This is a genomic window from Aphanothece sacrum FPU1, from assembly GCF_003864295.1.
GTDB classification, from domain to species: domain Bacteria; phylum Cyanobacteriota; class Cyanobacteriia; order Cyanobacteriales; family Microcystaceae; genus Aphanothece_B; species Aphanothece_B sacrum.
Genome location: NZ_BDQK01000013.1, coordinates 407,378 through 423,526 on the forward strand (window position 1 = coordinate 407,378; position 16,149 = coordinate 423,526).

17 protein-coding genes and 1 pseudogene are annotated in these 16,149 nt (G+C 36.8%); 10 read left to right on the forward strand and 8 right to left on the reverse strand.

All coding sequences use genetic code 11. The features are described from left to right. Positions 1-13: 13 nt before the first annotated feature. Entirely contained in the window at positions 14-349 is a 336-nt protein-coding gene (locus AsFPU1_RS12525) for a DUF8822 family protein (RefSeq protein ID WP_125061114.1), read from the reverse strand. Between the two features lie 30 nt (positions 350-379). On the opposite strand from AsFPU1_RS12525, the gene aat reads away from it, so the two are divergent. The 6 genes from aat (at position 380) to AsFPU1_RS12555 (ending at position 9,108) form a co-directional block, all read left to right on the forward strand. Further along, positions 380-961 (forward strand): leucyl/phenylalanyl-tRNA--protein transferase, encoded by a 582-nt coding sequence (gene aat / locus AsFPU1_RS12530; RefSeq protein ID WP_124975233.1) that lies wholly within the window; start codon positions 380-382, stop codon positions 959-961. Between the two features lie 104 nt (positions 962-1,065). Next, positions 1,066-2,307 (forward strand): putative hexosyltransferase, encoded by a 1,242-nt coding sequence (locus AsFPU1_RS12535; protein ID WP_124975235.1) that lies wholly within the window; start codon positions 1,066-1,068, stop codon positions 2,305-2,307. A gap of 141 nt (positions 2,308-2,448) precedes the next feature. Continuing rightward, a complete protein-coding gene (locus tag AsFPU1_RS12540) occupies positions 2,449-3,825 on the forward strand; it encodes a DUF2079 domain-containing protein (RefSeq protein ID WP_124975237.1) in 1,377 nt (458 codons plus the stop codon). A 478-nt stretch (positions 3,826-4,303) separates the two neighbouring features. Continuing rightward, positions 4,304-5,248 carry a lysylphosphatidylglycerol synthase transmembrane domain-containing protein gene (locus tag AsFPU1_RS12545; RefSeq protein WP_124975239.1) on the forward strand — a complete coding sequence of 315 codons (945 nt, stop codon included), beginning with the start codon at positions 4,304-4,306 and terminating at the stop codon, positions 5,246-5,248. Between the two features lie 394 nt (positions 5,249-5,642). Next, positions 5,643-6,119, forward strand: a complete 477-nt coding sequence (locus AsFPU1_RS12550; RefSeq protein WP_124975241.1) for a DUF2656 domain-containing protein — start codon at positions 5,643-5,645, stop codon at positions 6,117-6,119. 322 nt (positions 6,120-6,441) lie between these two features. Then, complete coding sequence (locus AsFPU1_RS12555; RefSeq protein WP_124975243.1) at positions 6,442-9,108, forward strand: PAS domain S-box protein; 2,667 nt, start codon at positions 6,442-6,444, stop codon at positions 9,106-9,108. 3 nt (positions 9,109-9,111) lie between these two features. On the opposite strand, the pseudogene AsFPU1_RS12560 reads toward AsFPU1_RS12555, so the two are convergent. After that, positions 9,112-9,436: pseudogene (locus tag AsFPU1_RS12560) on the reverse strand (hypothetical protein). Further along, entirely contained in the window at positions 9,402-9,686 is a 285-nt protein-coding gene (locus tag AsFPU1_RS12565) for a DUF2281 domain-containing protein (RefSeq protein ID WP_124975247.1), read from the reverse strand. Before AsFPU1_RS12565 ends, AsFPU1_RS12560 begins: the two are co-directional and overlap by 35 nt. A gap of 100 nt (positions 9,687-9,786) precedes the next feature. On the opposite strand from AsFPU1_RS12565, the gene AsFPU1_RS12570 reads away from it, so the two are divergent. Both AsFPU1_RS12570 and AsFPU1_RS12575 read left to right on the forward strand, forming a co-directional pair. Next, a complete protein-coding gene (locus AsFPU1_RS12570; protein WP_124975249.1) occupies positions 9,787-10,161 on the forward strand; it encodes a type II toxin-antitoxin system RelE/ParE family toxin in 375 nt (124 codons plus the stop codon). After that, positions 10,158-10,436 carry a helix-turn-helix domain-containing protein gene (locus tag AsFPU1_RS12575; RefSeq protein WP_124975251.1) on the forward strand — a complete coding sequence of 93 codons (279 nt, stop codon included), beginning with the start codon at positions 10,158-10,160 and terminating at the stop codon, positions 10,434-10,436. The genes AsFPU1_RS12570 and AsFPU1_RS12575 overlap by 4 nt, the downstream gene beginning before the upstream one ends. A gap of 173 nt (positions 10,437-10,609) precedes the next feature. Here the strand turns inward: AsFPU1_RS12575 and AsFPU1_RS12580 are convergent, their stop codons facing one another. The 5 genes from AsFPU1_RS12580 to cpeB form a co-directional block, all read right to left on the reverse strand. Further along, entirely contained in the window at positions 10,610-11,284 is a 675-nt protein-coding gene (locus tag AsFPU1_RS12580) for a response regulator transcription factor (protein WP_124975253.1), read from the reverse strand. Further along, positions 11,281-11,892: a HEAT repeat domain-containing protein gene (locus AsFPU1_RS12585; RefSeq protein ID WP_124975255.1), complete on the reverse strand. Its 612-nt coding sequence runs from the start codon at positions 11,890-11,892 to the stop codon at positions 11,281-11,283. The genes AsFPU1_RS12580 and AsFPU1_RS12585 overlap by 4 nt, the downstream gene beginning before the upstream one ends. An 85-nt stretch (positions 11,893-11,977) precedes the next feature. Continuing rightward, positions 11,978-13,252, reverse strand: coding sequence for a C-phycoerythrin alpha-cysteine-82 phycoerythrobilin lyase CpeY (cpeY, locus tag AsFPU1_RS12590; RefSeq protein ID WP_124975257.1), 1,275 nt, complete (start codon positions 13,250-13,252; stop codon positions 11,978-11,980). A 351-nt stretch (positions 13,253-13,603) separates the two neighbouring features. Beyond that, complete coding sequence (gene cpeA / locus AsFPU1_RS12595) at positions 13,604-14,098, reverse strand: C-phycoerythrin subunit alpha (RefSeq protein ID WP_124975259.1); 495 nt, start codon at positions 14,096-14,098, stop codon at positions 13,604-13,606. A gap of 78 nt (positions 14,099-14,176) precedes the next feature. Continuing rightward, positions 14,177-14,731, reverse strand: a complete 555-nt coding sequence (gene cpeB, locus AsFPU1_RS12600) for a phycoerythrin subunit beta (protein WP_124975261.1) — start codon at positions 14,729-14,731, stop codon at positions 14,177-14,179. A gap of 201 nt (positions 14,732-14,932) precedes the next feature. Between cpeB and AsFPU1_RS12605 the strand changes: the two genes are divergently transcribed. Together AsFPU1_RS12605 and AsFPU1_RS12610 are read left to right on the forward strand one after the other, a co-directional pair. Continuing rightward, the gene (locus tag AsFPU1_RS12605) at positions 14,933-15,478 is read left to right on the forward strand and encodes a phycobiliprotein lyase (RefSeq protein WP_124975263.1); all 546 of its coding nucleotides are present in this window, start codon (positions 14,933-14,935) and stop codon (positions 15,476-15,478) included. Positions 15,479-15,481: 3 nt separating this feature from the next. Continuing rightward, positions 15,482-16,066 (forward strand): chromophore lyase CpcT/CpeT, encoded by a 585-nt coding sequence (locus AsFPU1_RS12610; RefSeq protein ID WP_124975265.1) that lies wholly within the window; start codon positions 15,482-15,484, stop codon positions 16,064-16,066. Positions 16,067-16,149 lie beyond the last annotated feature (83 nt).

The following is a 16,149-nucleotide window of genomic DNA, read 5'->3' on the forward strand; positions in this document are numbered from 1 at the left end:
AGCAGTATGAGCGTTAACTTTGTCCGCAACAACGATCAATACCTAAACTATCAAGAATTAAATCACTCACAGCATTAGCCACGGCAAACTCACTAAAAAAACTCTGGCGAAAGTCAAAAGCTTGCATCTCCGTTACAATCGCAATAACCAGAGAACCTAAATCATTTTCTCCTTCAAGTCGTTGGCGAACAAAAATTTGAGCCGCCCGTTTAGCAATAATCTGATTAACTAATTCAGGAATAAATTCTTCATCAAGCCAAGTTTGTAAAGCTACTCTTAGCCATTCCCCTTCCTGTTGGGGATTACTGATTGGGGGTAAAGTAATAGGAGGGATGGGTTCGACCGTCATGGGAATTTGCTGATTACGGACAGTGAGAAAATGGAATTTGCCGGAGATATAGAGTCTATTATACAAGGATATGCCCAAGGTTATTTTTTAATGGCGGATGATTTGGATATTCTTAGTTGGTATTCCAGTCGTCAACGGGCATTAATTCCCCTTGATCATCGTTTTCGTTATCCTAAATCATTACGTCGTGTTTTGAATCAAGAACGATTTTCTGTGGCTATTAATCGGGATTTTTTAGCGGTTTGTCAAGGTTGCGCGGATAGAGAAACTACCTGGATTTCTCCAGAATTAATGAAAATCTACTATCATCTGTATCAGGCAGGTTGGGCCCATAGTTTTGAAACTTGGCAAGGAGATGAATTAGCTGGCGGTATTTTAGGTATCGCCATTGGGGGGGCTTTTATTGGTGAATCTATGTTTTATCGTATTCCTGATGGCTCCAAAGTGGCCATGGTTCAATTAGTGGAACATTTAAAAGCGCGGGGTTATGTTTTATTTGATGCTCAAATGCAAAATCCCCATTTAGCCAGATTTGGAGCTTATAAAGTCAATAATAAAGATTATCAAGTTTTATTAGAAAAAGCCTTAACTCTTTCCTGTGTTTTTGCTTAAAAAGACTTACACAATGCCTCTAAAAATTGTTTATTTTTTATAGAGTCAATTCATGAATTACCCCTACAAGTATTAGTACTACTTAAAACAAATTAACTAACAAAATGCGGTCTGATTTCTGGTTTGTCTTAGCAATGTGGCTATTAAGTCGTGGGTTAATTCTCATAGCCTTATTAGGGCTTGCTCCCTTATTATCTGCCCCCCCTGGAGCCATTCAAGCTCAATTTGGTTGGGATGTATTTTCTGCTTGGGATAGTAATTTTTATGAACAAATTGCTACCACAGGTTATGAAGGTATTGGTAATACTCCTGGCTCTAATGTAGCTTTTTTTCCACTTTTTCCCTTAATTATTAGGGGGTTCATGAGTTTAGGACTTTCTGCTAAAGTAGCAGGAATTTTAATTAATAATAGTGCCTTATTAGGAACCTTATTTGTTCTCTATTATTGGGTTAAAAGAACTAATGGAATTAAAGCTGCTTGTTGGACAACAGCCATATTAGCTTGGTGTCCCTTATCTTTGTTTGGTACAGTTGTCTATACAGAGGGATTATTTTTATTATTCAGTACCTTAGCCTTATCTGCATTTGATGGGGAACATTATAAGAAAGCAACGGGATGGGGTATTTTAGCGACTGCTACCCGTATTACTGGACTAGCTTTAATTCCTGCTTTTTTGCTAACTGCTTGGCGTAGAAATTCACCAATAAGTGTCTATTTAGGAAGTTTATTTAGTGGTGGAGGTGTCTTACTTTACAGTGGTTATTGTTGGTTAAATTTTCATGATCCTATTGCTTTTATTACTGTACAACATACCCAATGGCAAAGAAAACAAGGTTTTGACTGGGAAGGTTGGACTAAAATGTTCGGGGAAATTACATTAGGAATTAAGAACTGGGAACAAGGCAGTCTTCAAGATCCTTTACATCCATTATTATTTTTGTTAATTAGTATATTAGCCTATGGATTATGGCATTATCGTCATCGTTTAGGGATAATTTGGTTTGACTATGGTTTTTTTACATTGTTCTTCTTATTATGGCTTTTAGTTGGAGATCCTTTGCTTAATACTCTCTTTATTTTAGGCGGTATTTGTTTATTATGGCAGTTGCGTTATGAGATGAATTTTGTGGCTTTTGTTTACGGGTTATGCGCCTTGGGACTATTATTAAGTTCAGGGGGAACTATTTCTTTAAATCGTTTGGCTTACGGTATTATTTCTCTGAGTTTAGCTTTAGGAATATTAGTTTCTCAATATACTCGTTGGGGATATGCTATATTGATTTTTTTCACCCTTTTATTGATGATTTTTTCAGTTCGCTTTGCTCAACATCAGTGGGTTGCTTAAAGCAGTGAACAGTAAACAGTTATCAGTAAAGGAATATTCTCTACTGTTAACTAGTTAATTTTGTCTACCTACTTAACTGAAATGACCCCTACTATTAATGACTTATAACCTAAGAACAGTTCAGGATAATAAAACGATAAGATGAAAATACCTCGTTTGCTTGGATTAATAATTGTAATTAGTGCTTTAATTTTATTTATTTGTGCTAGTTTAAGACACTGGTTATTTCAATCAAATGCGTTAGATTTAGGTTGGTTTGATCAAGCACTTTATCTTATTAGTCAAGGAGAAAACCCTATTGTTTCTTTTTCTGAGGATCATATTTTAGGGGATCATGCAGCTTTTATTTTTTATCCTATTGCTTTATTATATCTTATTTATCCTAGTGTTCATTGGTTATTTGCCATTCAAGCGATCGCGTTATCTATTGGTGCATTACCCACATGGCAATTAGCAAAACAAGCAAATTTATCAGATAATTTATCTTTAACAATGGCGGAGGTTTATTTACTTTATCCCCTCATTTTCAATATTAATTTATTTGATTTTCATTCAGAAGTCATTGCCTTACCTACTTTCTTATGGGCAGTTTTAGCGGCAAGAAATAGCTATATTTGGAAATTTTTAGTAGCTATAATTATTATTTTAAGTTGTAAAGCGGTTCTCTCTTTAACAGTAGCAGCAATGGGATTTTGGTTACTATTATTTGAAAGAAAACGTCTTCAAGGAAGTTTAGCATTAGGGTTAGGCTGTTTTTGGTTTCTAATAACAACTCAATTAATTATTCCTAGTTTTAGTGGTAATGAAGTCGCCGCAGTAGGACGTTATTCATTTTTAGGAGATTCAGTAACAGAAATTATACAAAATTTATTATTTAATCCTGGCATTATTTTAAATAGAATTTTTACAAAAGTTAATTTAGAATATGTCATTTTATTAGTAGCTCCTGTTATTTGGGGACTATCTCCAAATCATTTAACCCCATTAGTAGCTGCTTTACCCGCATTAGGATTAAATTTATTAACAGATTATCAACCTCAAAAAGATTTAGTTCATCAATATTCTTTGCCTATTTTACCCTTTCTTTTGTTATCAGTAATTGCCAGTTTAGCTGCAGGTAAAGGATGGTTACGCCGTCCTAAAATGATCATAATTTGGTCATTAATTTGGTTTTTAATCTTAACTAAATATACTTATTTTGGCTCAAAATATTTAGAGCAATTAGATACATTGTCTGCTATGAGAGAAGCAGTAACATTAGTACTTGAGCAAGCAAAAGTGTTGACTTCTCCTCAAATTGCCCCTCATTTAACCCATCGTTCTTTGATAAAATTAGCCATTAAAGAAGCAGAACCTATTAACATTGAATCCTTTGATTCTATTTTATTAAATAGACGTTATCCCAGTTGGGATAATTCAGAATATTTAGTAATTAAATTAGTTGATGATCTGCAAAAAAATAGTAAATATAAGTTAATTTATCACCAGAATGATGTATTTTTATTTAATATTAAATAATTTAAGCAGATACGGTTCTACCGGACAAACTATGCTAAATTAATAATGAATAAAAGGCTAAAGCCTTATGCTATGGAAACAAAGTCCACCTTCGTGGACTAAATTCTAGGTGTGGAACGCCGCATACTTCGTCTTCGCTCAGTACAAGTCTTGCCTGTTTTGTAGGGGTCAACGTGGAACGCCGCATCTTTCCTGTGCTTGACCCCTACGATGAACGAGTTAAAGTCCTTTATTTGTAATAATAAAGCATAACTTGTCCGGTAGAACCAGTTAATTTAACTCCTTATAATCAGGGTTTAATTTAGCCTCCCTTCGGAGGCTTCGTTCCTATAGTACCAGACTTTAGTCTGTTTGTCTGTCTGTAGAAGTTAATTTAACTCCTTAAACCTTGAATTTATAATTTATAATTTATAATTTATAATTTAATAATTTTTATAATATGATATAATTGAATTAAATATTCTAATTATTTTTACCTATGAAACGATTTATTTCTATTGCTGTTAGCGTTGCTATTTTACTAATTATTTACTCAAAACTTGATATTAATGGCTTATTTAAAGTCTTTCAAAACTCCAATATTATTGTTTTGATAATTAGTCTAGGTATGGTAATACCAATTACCTTATTTACCTCTTGGCGGTTACAACAATTAATGCCTAAAGGAACAAGTCTAGAATTTATTGAAGCTAACCGTCTAATTTTAGGAGCAAGTGTTTTAAATATGGTACTCCCTTCTAAAATGGGAGATATTGCTAAAGCTTATTTTATGCGAGATAGAGGACATTTAAGCGGTTCTTTATCTGTCTCTTTGGTAGTCTTTGAAAAATCCTGTGATATGTTATCGTTGTTAGTTTGGTGTGTCTTTGGGTTGATGCTTTATCCCGAAAAAAATGGCTTATTTTGGACAATGACAATGGCAGTAACTGGAGGATTAATTCTAGGCTTATTATTACTTGGTTCTCGTAAATTTGCTCAAATATTTTTTGAATTAGCTAAAAAAGTAGCCCCTAAAAAATTAAAAGAAAAACTACAAAACATGCAAATCTCTTGGGGAGAAATGCACGATTATTTTTGGGGAGATAAACAACAATTATTTAAAATAGCAAGCACCTCTATTTTTATCTGGTTTTTACATCTGTTTCAAATCTGGTTATTTATCCTTGCGTTGAGAGCTTCAACCCCATTTTTAATCAATTTAGCCCTTTCTCCTTTAGCTATTTTAGCAGGTTTACTACCCCTGACTTTTGCCGGTGTAGGAACTCGTGACGCGGCTTTAATCTTTTTTTATCACCCTTATTTTGATGCACAAACAGGAGCAGCATTAGGATTATTATGTACATCAAGATATTTTCTCCCAGCCCTTATTGGCTTACCATTTCTAGGTGAAATGATGAGTGCTGTACGAACTTTTTCTAAGTGAAATTTTACCTTAATTTTTAATCGTTTTAGTGATCGCAGGTAACTGTAAATAAGTGCGAAATCTAACCGAAAGAATGAGTTCCTGTGAAATAATTACTTTTATTTGAGACTGATTATTTGTTGTATAATATCCTAACCATTTACTGATGGATTGCGCTATCGCTTAACCCAACCCCAATTGCGATTAAAAGCCAATATTCACATCTACCTCTCGCAAAAGTATCAAAGGCTACAATTTAAGAAATATTTACATTGCTCTCCCCAATCAGCGATTTACGGGGGAAGGAGTCTCAGGTGGTTTCCCCTGTTTTATGCTAAACTCGTAAAGAATCAGAAGTAGCCGTTCAATTAATAATTAAATTAGCAATTTCTAAATTTAAGTAATCAATACAATTATGACTACATTTCAAACAGGAAGAATGTTCCTTTCTCACAATTTTGATATCTCAGAAGATATCTTTCCTCAATTAAGTAGAGAAGAATTTACTCAGGTATTTACTGAGGGATTAAGTGCCTATACTCAGATTAAATGTCGTCAATTAAATCATCCCCATTGGATAGTTGAAATTGTCTTTTCCTCTGATTATTTTTCTCCCTCTGAAATTGGCTCACTTTGCAGTAAAGTCTTATTAGAAAAACGAATAAGTCAAACAACAACTGATTCTTATCTTCCCGATATTTTAATTTTAGGAGGTGTAAAAACAACTCCAGCATTAAATGATTCGACCGATACTCTCCAAACTGGAGAATGGGGAGTTGATGTGGTAGAAACTGAATCAGCAGAAAAATTTTTAGTGGCAATCGAATGGGAGGAAAAAACAGCAAATAAAACAATCAATGATGTTTTCAAAATTGAAAAAAGAAAAGGATAACGGTTGCATGGAACTTATTATGCTAAATTAATAATGTTTGGTAGGAGTCTTGTGGTACAGGTATCTTGCCTGTGGTTAACCCCTACTATGAAAAGTTAAAGTCTATTATTTAGGTAAAAAAAACAGGGCGGGTTTATCTAGTTTTTTGGTGAGAATCATTGATTTATGTAAAAAACCCAGGGCGGGTTAAGAAAAACCCGCCCCTACGAATTTTATGTAATTAATTTTGTGTGACTACTTATAGCATTTTTTGGACTCATGAGGTACACTCTATTTATCCTCTTTTACTTGTTGCCTGTTGCCTAAAACTAGAATTATTTTGATGAATGTTTTCTCTGTTAATATTAATTTATTTCACTTGATCAGTCCTATTCAACTTATAATTGGGCTAATTGTTGTTACGTTTTTTCTAATTTATCGCTGCTTTCAAAAAGAAATTAATCAACGTCAAAAAGCAGAAATTAGCCTCAGACAACAAACAGAAAGAGAAAGATTAGTTAACCAAATTGCTCAACATATCCGTCAATCTTTAAATCTAGAAAAAGTTTTAGTAACGACGGTTGCCGATGTTCAAGAATTTTTACAAGTAGATAGAGTCTTGATTTATCGTATCTGGGAAGATGGAACAGGTAGCGCAATTACAGAAACAGTTTCTCCTGAATATCCGAGTATTTTAGGACAAACCTTTCCCGAAGAAGTTTTTCCGACTGAGTATCATCAAACTTATAGTTTAGGAAAAATTCTTACTATTACAAATATTGATCAAGAAGAAGTTGAACCTTGTTTAGTAGAATTTGTTAAACAGTTTGACGTAAAAGCCAAATTAGTTGTGCCAATTTTACAACAAATACGAGAAAATTCTCAGAGTTCTCTAGATAATAATCCCCATCTGTGGGGATTATTAATTGCCCATCAATGCAATAATTCCCGTCAATGGCAACCTTGGGAAATTGAATTAATGAAACAACTGGCAACTCAAGTAGCGATCGCAATTCAACAATCAGAACTTCATGAACAGCTACAAAAATTGAATACAGAATTAGAAAAGCGAGTGCAAGAAAGGACAGAAGAACTGGCAAAAACTAATGATTCTTTAAGGGATGAAATTGTGGAAAGAAAACGCACAGAAGCCGCTTTACGTCACACAAATTATACCCTACAATCCCTTATTGCTGCCTCTCCGCGAGCGATTTTTACTGTCGATTTAGAGGATAAAGTTAAAATCTGGAATCCCACCGCAGAAAGGATGTTTGGTTGGAAAGAAAGTGAAGTCATCGATCATCTTAACCCGATTATTTCTGAGGAAACGGTTGAAGACTATCAAACCATTAAACAAGCAATTTTGCAAGGCATTACCCCTTCAAGTTTAGAACTATGCCGCCCTAAAAAAGACGGTTCAGTGATTGATATTGTCTTTTCGGCCGCTCCTTTGCAAGATAGTGAAGGTAAAATTAACGGTATGGTGGCGGTTGTTGCTGACATTACGGAACAAAAGCGACAAGCTGAACAAATTCGCTTACTTCAGTCAGTTGTTGTTAATACCAAAGATGCGGTTGTTATTACGAAAGCGGAACCAATTAATGAACCAGGACCAACAATTATTTATGTCAATGAAGCTTTTAGTCGCATGACTGGTTATACCTCCGAAGAAGTGTTAGGAAAAACCCCTCGAATTCTGCAAGGAATAAAAACTAACCGCCGCGAATTAGACAAGGTAAAAAAAGCTTTACAAAAGTGGGAATCTATTACAATTGAAGTTATTAATTATCGTAAAGATGGTTCAGAATTTTGGATGGAATTTAGTATTGTTCCTGTTGCAGATAAAAAAGGTTATTATACTCACTGGATTGGTGTACAGCGAGATATTACAAAACGAAAAAGTACAGAAGAAGCCTTAAAAAGAAGTGAAGAACGCTTTCGTTCTTTGATTGAAAATGCTTTAGATATTATTACAATTATTAATTATGAAGGCACAATTTATTATGAAAGTCCTTCCGTAGAAAAAGTATTAGGTTATCCAGTTTCTCAATTAATTGGGCAAAACTTTTTTGCTTATATCCATCCCGATGATTTTGAGCAAACGAGTTACAGTATTACCAATGCTATCCAAAATCCCGAAGTCGCTAAACCGATTGAATTTCGTTATCAGCATCAAGATAGTTCTTGGCGCACTCTAGAAGCCATTAGTCAACGATTTGTTGATGATTCAAATGAGTCTCGAATTGTTGTTAATTCCCGCGATATTACTGAACGTAAACGTCTGGAAGAAGTGCGTCTTGCTTTAGAAAGAGAAAAAGAATTAAGCACTTTGAAAACTCGATTTTTCTCCATGGCTTCCCATGAATTTCGCACTCCTCTGAGTACGGCTTTAGCGGCGGCACAATTACTAGAAAATTCCTTGACAACTTGGGATGATACTGAAAAACGCTTGAGAAATTTACGGCGTATTCAAGATTCAGTTAAAAACATGGTGCAGCTTTTAGATGATATTTTAATGATTAATCGTGCGGAAACAGGAAAACTAGAATTTAATCCACAATTGCTGGATATAGAGAAATTTTGTCGTCAATTTGTGGAAGAAATTCAACTGAGTGTTGACTCTCAATATCCCATAAATTTTGTTTGTGAGTCTGATAATAATCAGGTTTGTTTAGATGAAAAATTATTGCGTTCAATTCTCGCTAATTTACTCTCAAATGCTATTAAATATTCGCCTCAAGGTGGAGAAATTAAGGTTTCATTGAAGTTAGATTTAGAGACTGTTATTTTGCAAATTTCAGATCAAGGTATTGGCATTTCTTCTGAAGATCAAAAACAATTATTTGAACCTTTTCATCGAGGCAAAAATGTACGCAATATTTCTGGAACAGGTTTAGGCTTAGTTTTTACTAAAAAATGTGTTGATTTACATGGAGGTAATATTGCCGTTAAAAGTGTTCTTGATGTAGGAACAATGGTGACTGTTACTCTCCATCGTTACTCAAAGTAGTCATTATTTTCTTTTATTCGCTTTTTCATAAGCTGGATTATGTTCAGCAAAACTCAAAATCATAACTCGTTTCGGTGCAGGTTTTTCATAAATACGATAAACCAAGCGATAACTCACTTCATTCCAATGAATTTCTAAAGGCCCGATATCCCCTTAAATCACCCTTAAGAGTATGATTATTTAAACCAAAACAATTATAATGATCTTCGACAAAGATGGAATTACAAAAATCTTCAAAGTCTTTCCTTAATTCTTTGGGTAATTCAGGTAAATCCTGCTTCCTAACAAGATTATTAACTTTGACTTGATATTTTGACTTTATATCCACGTTTTCTTAAATTCTCCAAACTAGATTCAACATCAATTTCATCATCAATATTTATCATCGTTTCCCATTTATTAGGATTATCAGCATCCTCAACATCTTTTAAACGTTCAATTGCTCTTTGTTCGGCTGATTTTTTTGCATTTCCCTGTTGATACTTTACCATTAAAAATTCTACAAAATCTAAAACTTGATCTTGTTTGTCCAGGGGTAAAAATTGCATTTTTTGGGTAACTAAATCAATAGTATTCATTAATTAAGCCTCAATCTACTTACCAATAATAACTATTATACACTTTTCATGTTTAAAATGGTGCTATAGTGATTTCTGGAGTTAAAAAATTTCCAATAAAATGACTAACAGTAAGGAAAATATAGACGTTCCCTTACGCCCTTTGGTTTGGATGGGAGATTCTCGCAAAAATATCCGTGAGTTTCCAGAAGGAGTTCGTGTATCGATAGGCTATGGGTTACAATTGGTTCAAGCGGGGGAAACACCTCTAGAAGCCAAGCCTTTTAAGGGAGTTGGAAGTGGGGTGTATGAAATCGTTAAACGCTATGATACTGATACTTATAGGGCAGTTTATGCTGTTAAAATTGGGGAAACAATCTATGTTCTGCACGCTTTTCAGAAAAAATCAAAAAAAGGTATCAAAACACCACAAGTTGACGTTGAATTAATTAAACAACGTTACAAAGATGCAGTAGCAAGGGAGAAACTAAAATGACACAAGAACAAGTTTTTGAAGAAAGTAGCGGTAATGTATTTGCTGACCTCGGTTTGGAGGATGCAGACGAGCTTTTTGAGAGTGGAAAAATAGGAATTAAGGTGATACGTTTGCTGAAACAACGCAACCTTAAACAGCCCGAAATTAGCGAAATTCTTGATATTACACAACTAGAAGTGTCTCATTTGATGAAGGGAGAATTTCATCATTTTAGTAAGGATAAATTACTCAATTTTCTCCAGCGAATTGATAAAAGCCTTTTAATACAGAATTAGTTTTGAACAAAATTGTTTCGCGCAGTCCCCATCTAACATCTTGGCGTTGCATCACTACGGGATGATTTAACTTTTTCCTAATTTTTAAAGTTTCTAATTTTAGCCGCGATCGCTGCCATAAAATTTTCTCCTTAATTATAAATCATCCCGTAACTGTGCAACGCCCGATTTTGCTAATACAGCATTAATCGATAACCAATACCATGCACTGTTTCAATAAAATCTTCTGGCGCACCTGCTGCTTTAAGTTTTTGACGTAAACTTCTAATATGAACCTTGATAGTATCCCCTTCGGGGGACGTTTCTAAATTCCAAATTTTATCAATAATAACGCTACGACTTAAAACCCGCCTACCATTGCGCAATAGTAATTCTAAAATGCTGTATTCTTTAGGCGTTAACTGTAAGGGACGATCAGCATAACTCACTTCGTAGGTACTAGGATTAAGCTTTAAATGACCCCATTCAAGAATCGGCAAACAACAAACTCCACCCCGACGCAATAAAGCCCGAATACGAGCAAATAATTCGCCTAAGTCAACAGGTTTAATAATATAGTCATCTGCACCCGCATCTAACCCCGTAATCTTATCTGTGACTGTATCCCTTGCAGTTACCATAAGAATTGGCATAAGATAGCCATTAGCTCGCAATTGTTGACAGAGACTAATGCCATCTAGCTCAGGTAACATCACATCTAAGAGCAGTAAATCATAGTCGAGTGCTTTAGCATAATCCCAAGCTAACGCGCCATCAGGGGCAATATCAACCGCGTAGCGTTGATCCATCAGTGCTTCTGCCATAGTTTCGGCTAAAGGCAGATCATCTTCGACTAAAAGAATCCTCATCTTGCCCCTTTATAGTTCATTACCAAATCTAACCGGGATAAAGAACTTGTAGCAGATTCGCGCACATAGGAATCTACGGATTCATTATTAGCAAAAGTGGTAAGAACTTCCATACAGCGCGCTTCCCCGATGGATGCAAGAGCATTAACAATTGCTACCTGTACCGCCACATTATCAGTTGTATTCAAGGATTCTACCAAAATATCAAAAGCAGGAGAACCCATCTCACCCAAGGCCATCACCGAGGCAATATGTACCACTGGATTAGGGTCATTAATGGCCGCTTTTAATCCCTGTAAACCTGCTTCTGGGAAAGGCAAATCTCGATAGTTAACTGCAATCTGGGCCAATGCTTTGGCTGCACTGCCTCGCACCGTTACATTATCACTGTGTAGCAAGGCCTCAACAACTGATGGTACAGCATCTGCACCAATCACTCCCAAAGCTTTAACTGCTGCGCGACGATAGATGACATCCTCATTATCTAAAATACTGATCAGCCGAGAAATTGTATTTTCGTCACGGGAATCAGCTATTTCTAGCATTGCCCGTTCTCGTAGATGGGGATTAGGATGTTTTAGTTGTTCAAAAAGAGAATCTGTAGTCATGGTTTAGGGGTTAGGGGTTAGGGGTTAGGGGTGTTTGTACTTGGGAACTTCTGAGTTGATAAAGGATTTTGCTGGGTTTCGTGCCTCAACCCAGCCTACTAGATTTTAACCGTGCGGAGTATAACCAATCTTCATCAGTCGTGACGATTTCAATCTTACTATCATCACCAAGTTTTTCGAGTGCCATCAATGCCGCATATTTGAGATCCCAGATTTTAGTCTCTAGACTAGCTTTAAGATCTCCAATAGCCCGTTTATCACCCAACTCTCCTAAGGCAATGGCGGCCGCAGCACGGGATTTCTGAAACTGAGGTTGTTTGTTATGCAATGCCTCAATCAGAAGATCATAAGCTGGAGAATGTTTCAACCAACCGAACAATTTCATAACATGAAAATGGGCCCCATAATCATTCCTTGCTTCTTCTTCATAAGTAGCAAAGAGGGCAGCCGGGGCAGATTCTGAATAATGATCAAGAATCGTTTTAGTCGCTAGATAACAACGTCCAAAGTCAGTTTCGTATAATTCTCGTACTAGAAAAGACAAATCCGGTATATCTTCGTAACTATGGACTAAATCTAGAGAATCTGGATGATCCCGCAAAGTTTGCTCTAAATGAGGCTGAATCGTCGCAAAAGTGATTGCACCTGCTGGTATTCCCACTTCCGCCAACATTCTAATGCCCCGTAACCGAAAGACTAAAGATACTGGACATCGGGCAATATGGGGAATAGCATCATAGTAATGGGCATCAATCAAATCCTGAATCGACAACCGCCGCCCCAATACCTTCGGATGTTGCAACATGGCCACCACCTTATCCATCTGGGAATAATCCCCAGTTAAGCGGCAAATAGCAGAAATAGCAGCACTAGCAGTAGGCGCGTCAGCATCATCAACAAATTTACGAATTCTCTCTATAGCAGGCTGATAATTTAACTTTGTCAGAGTGTGAATAATCACCCGATAGGTTTGTCCTGGCTTCTCTAATAACTTAGCCACTTCTTCAAGTACATCTCCATTGTTTGTACCAATTTCACCGATCGCCCAAACAGCATTTTCTACGGTATAGCAATCCGTATCAGCCAGACAAGTATAAATTACTGGTAATGCTTGTACTGCTTGTAGTCGTCCCAAGGTTTCTATAGACTTGCGGCGCACGATGCGGTTATCTAAAATGGGATCATCTTCTTGTACAGCACGAATTAGAGCCTCTATTGCTTGCTCAGTGGGGAAATTAATTAAATGGGAAGCGGCAATGTAGCGCGAATCATTCTCAGTGATCTGAGCTTGAGGCGTATCTAAAATAGCGATCGCTTGAGCTTCTGTCAGATTAAAGAAAGAAAAAAAACGTTTATCCATAAAATTAGTAGGATGCGTTCCCTAACGCATCCACTTCAACAAAATTGGGAAATTTGGGGAAATTTATTAACATTTAACATTATAGCAAAACCGTAAATTTAATTAACCTTGGTGCGTTAGGGAACGCACCCTACGACTTGTTAGGGAACATAACGACTGGATGCGTTAGGGAACGCACCCTACGACTTGTTAGGGAACATAACGACTTGGTGCGTTAGGGAACGCACCCTACGATAACAAGCCTAGAGGGTCTTAACCATCACTTAACATTTAGTCAAGCGAAAAATCAAGAGCCTCCAGACTTGTCTGGAAAATATTATCCTGTTACAAGATCACAAATCTGTCTATTGACTAGGACAGAGAGTTGATCGCATAATCAAGGAGGGCATTGTACTCAGTCAGAGCTTGAGGAGATAAATCACGGGGAGCACAACCGCGATTACGAGCGAAGCTGAGAGCTTCAACATAAGGAGCAGTAGGTAAACCTAAAGCGCGATAGACTTCACGTTGTCCAGCAATACCCCACTCATCAAGAGGACCTGTACCACCTACGATTAAGCTATATTGGATCAAACGCATATAGTGTTTGATATCACGATGACATTTTGCTTTGAAAGTATCGGTAGAATTAGCTTCACCTGCATTATTGAGGTAAGGATATTTCTTGATACAAGCATCATAAGCTTCTTTAGCAACACTGTCGATATTATTGCCGAGTTTTTCAGCAGCTTCTAGACGAGCAGCAGCCCGTTGAATAGAACCTTGTACGGATTCTAGATCGGAAGTGCTAGGAAAACGACCTGCTGCATCAGCAGACGCGATAACGGTGGTAACAACTGATTTCATGTTTTGAGATCTCTCCAAAAATTAGATGTTTTGACGATTAATTAAATTAGCTAATAGCGAGTTGCTATCGGCGTTTACTTAGCTAAGAGCAGAGATAATGCGATCAAAATAGCTAGAGGCTTCAGCAACTAGGGTAGCGCAACGATCTTCGGTGACGATGGAACCCATTTTGCGTAATTTAGCACCAGCAAAAGCTTCACTGGGGGTGTCTTGGATGTGAGCCGCAGCTTGAGCTTTCATGATTTGAACAGCACGCACGGTTGAAGTTGTAGGTACACCTAAAGCTGCATAGGTTTCTTTCAAACCGTTTAAGCAACGATCGTCTAAAACAGACGCATCACCAGCTAAAAGAGCGTAGGTGACATAACGCAAAATGATTTCAGCATCACGCAGGCAAGCAGCCATGCGACGGTTGGGGTAGCAGTTACCACCAGCTTGAATTAAACCTTGGTTTTCGCAGATCATTCCAGCTACAGCATCGGAAACCATGCAGCTGGCATTACTAGCAATTGCATTTACAGCATCTAAACGTCTGTTACCACTAGCAACAAAGGCTCTGAGAGCAGCAATATCAGAAACGGTGGAAGTGCTGGCATCGGCCGCAACTACAGCTCTTGAAAAAGCATCAAGCATTGATTTCTCCTTAACTTTAGACGTTGGACAAAAAATGATTTTCTATCAGAGTTGGTCAGTATTTGTGACTGACTGGGTATGAATATATATTTGGAATGTTACCCTTGTCTCACTCCTTAAAAACAAAGTAATAATTTGTTACTTTTGTCACTAAAAGTACATTTTTGGGCTTGGGGTAAAGTCTCAAGTATAATAAACCTCATGAATATTACACAGTTTGTCGAACATTCCCTGGGACGTTGGCGATCGCAACGCAGCGCGCATCACTTGATTTTCAGTCACTTTGAGGCTGTACAGTCGGTCATTGATATTGTTCCCCTTTCCCCTGATGATGAGGAGGTAATTAACCTCTGTAACTCTTATGATATCGCTCCAAGTCTTGCTGTATCTCCTTTTGGCATGAGTTGGGAAGGAGAGTCAGATTGGGATGATAACGCTCAGGTCAAGGGAAGTTGTATTTTGGTACCAGTACCCGATCCAATTATACCCAATCGGGGTAAGTTGCTACGAGATCAAGGATATGCCGAAACCATTGCAGCAGCAGGTGACTATCATATCACGGAGGATGGAACTTTTGTCTTATTAACAAGCTATGATCGAGCGGCCGCTGAGGAAAAAATCTGGTTTGCTAATCCTAATTTACGGTTTCGAGTTTCTCTGATCAAAACCAGTGAGGGAAGTGGAGTGGTAACAGCATCATTTTCTTCAGAAATTCGCTCACTTTCGGATAATAAAATAGACACTTAAATTATGACTCAAGTTAAAAATAATGACTTAATAACTCTGGCTCAGTGGATGGCCGGTGACTTTAGTAACTATAAACAATCGTTGGAAAATCCACAACAATTTGCTCATATTCGGATCTTTTTTCGTCCCTTACCTTTTGAGTTTTTTAATAGTATTGGCTTTTATTCTGAACAGGTTTATGATCACGATTTATGGACTCCTTATCGTCAAGGAGTTCATCGTTTAATTGATCAAGGAGAGCAAATTTATATTGAAAATTACGGTTTGAAAGATCCCATTCGTTATGCTGGAGCAGCCAGAGAATTAAGCATTCTTAAGACTATTACAGTAGATTCTTTAGAACGCCGCTATAATTGTTCTATGGTTTTTAAACGAGAAGGTGAACTATTTCGCGGTAGTGTAGAACCTGGAAATAAGTGTTTAATTGAAAAAAAAGGTTGTCTAACTTATTTAGTTAGCCAAGTAGAGATTACTCAAACAACCTGGAATAGTCTTGATCAAGGTATGGATGTTAATACTCATCAACAAGTTTGGGGATCATCTTTTGGTTATCTCCAGTTTGAAAAGCGTGAAAGTTTCGCGCTTTGAATTATGCTTTTGAAACTAATATTTTACAAAATCAAGAAAGGGTGTTTCTCCCTACACTCCCGGTAGGGGCGGGTTTTTTGCAT

Excerpts from the sequence above, each read along its gene's own strand:
- AsFPU1_RS12525 (WP_125061114.1), bottom strand. The coding sequence starts at position 349 with ATGACGGTCGAACCCATCCCTCCTATTACTTTACCCCCAATCAGTAAT.
- aat (WP_124975233.1), top strand. The coding sequence starts at position 380 with ATGGAATTTGCCGGAGATATAGAGTCTATTATACAAGGATATGCCCAA.
- AsFPU1_RS12535 (WP_124975235.1), top strand. The coding sequence starts at position 1,066 with ATGCGGTCTGATTTCTGGTTTGTCTTAGCAATGTGGCTATTAAGTCGT.
- AsFPU1_RS12540 (WP_124975237.1), top strand. The coding sequence starts at position 2,449 with ATGAAAATACCTCGTTTGCTTGGATTAATAATTGTAATTAGTGCTTTA.
- AsFPU1_RS12545 (WP_124975239.1), top strand. The coding sequence starts at position 4,304 with ATGAAACGATTTATTTCTATTGCTGTTAGCGTTGCTATTTTACTAATT.
- AsFPU1_RS12550 (WP_124975241.1), top strand. The coding sequence starts at position 5,643 with ATGACTACATTTCAAACAGGAAGAATGTTCCTTTCTCACAATTTTGAT.
- AsFPU1_RS12555 (WP_124975243.1), top strand. The coding sequence starts at position 6,442 with ATGAATGTTTTCTCTGTTAATATTAATTTATTTCACTTGATCAGTCCT.
- AsFPU1_RS12565 (WP_124975247.1), bottom strand. The coding sequence starts at position 9,686 with ATGAATACTATTGATTTAGTTACCCAAAAAATGCAATTTTTACCCCTG.
- AsFPU1_RS12570 (WP_124975249.1), top strand. The coding sequence starts at position 9,787 with ATGACTAACAGTAAGGAAAATATAGACGTTCCCTTACGCCCTTTGGTT.
- AsFPU1_RS12575 (WP_124975251.1), top strand. The coding sequence starts at position 10,158 with ATGACACAAGAACAAGTTTTTGAAGAAAGTAGCGGTAATGTATTTGCT.
- AsFPU1_RS12580 (WP_124975253.1), bottom strand. The coding sequence starts at position 11,284 with ATGAGGATTCTTTTAGTCGAAGATGATCTGCCTTTAGCCGAAACTATG.
- AsFPU1_RS12585 (WP_124975255.1), bottom strand. The coding sequence starts at position 11,892 with ATGACTACAGATTCTCTTTTTGAACAACTAAAACATCCTAATCCCCAT.
- cpeY (WP_124975257.1), bottom strand. The coding sequence starts at position 13,252 with ATGGATAAACGTTTTTTTTCTTTCTTTAATCTGACAGAAGCTCAAGCG.
- cpeA (WP_124975259.1), bottom strand. The coding sequence starts at position 14,098 with ATGAAATCAGTTGTTACCACCGTTATCGCGTCTGCTGATGCAGCAGGT.
- cpeB (WP_124975261.1), bottom strand. The coding sequence starts at position 14,731 with ATGCTTGATGCTTTTTCAAGAGCTGTAGTTGCGGCCGATGCCAGCACT.
- AsFPU1_RS12605 (WP_124975263.1), top strand. The coding sequence starts at position 14,933 with ATGAATATTACACAGTTTGTCGAACATTCCCTGGGACGTTGGCGATCG.
- AsFPU1_RS12610 (WP_124975265.1), top strand. The coding sequence starts at position 15,482 with ATGACTCAAGTTAAAAATAATGACTTAATAACTCTGGCTCAGTGGATG.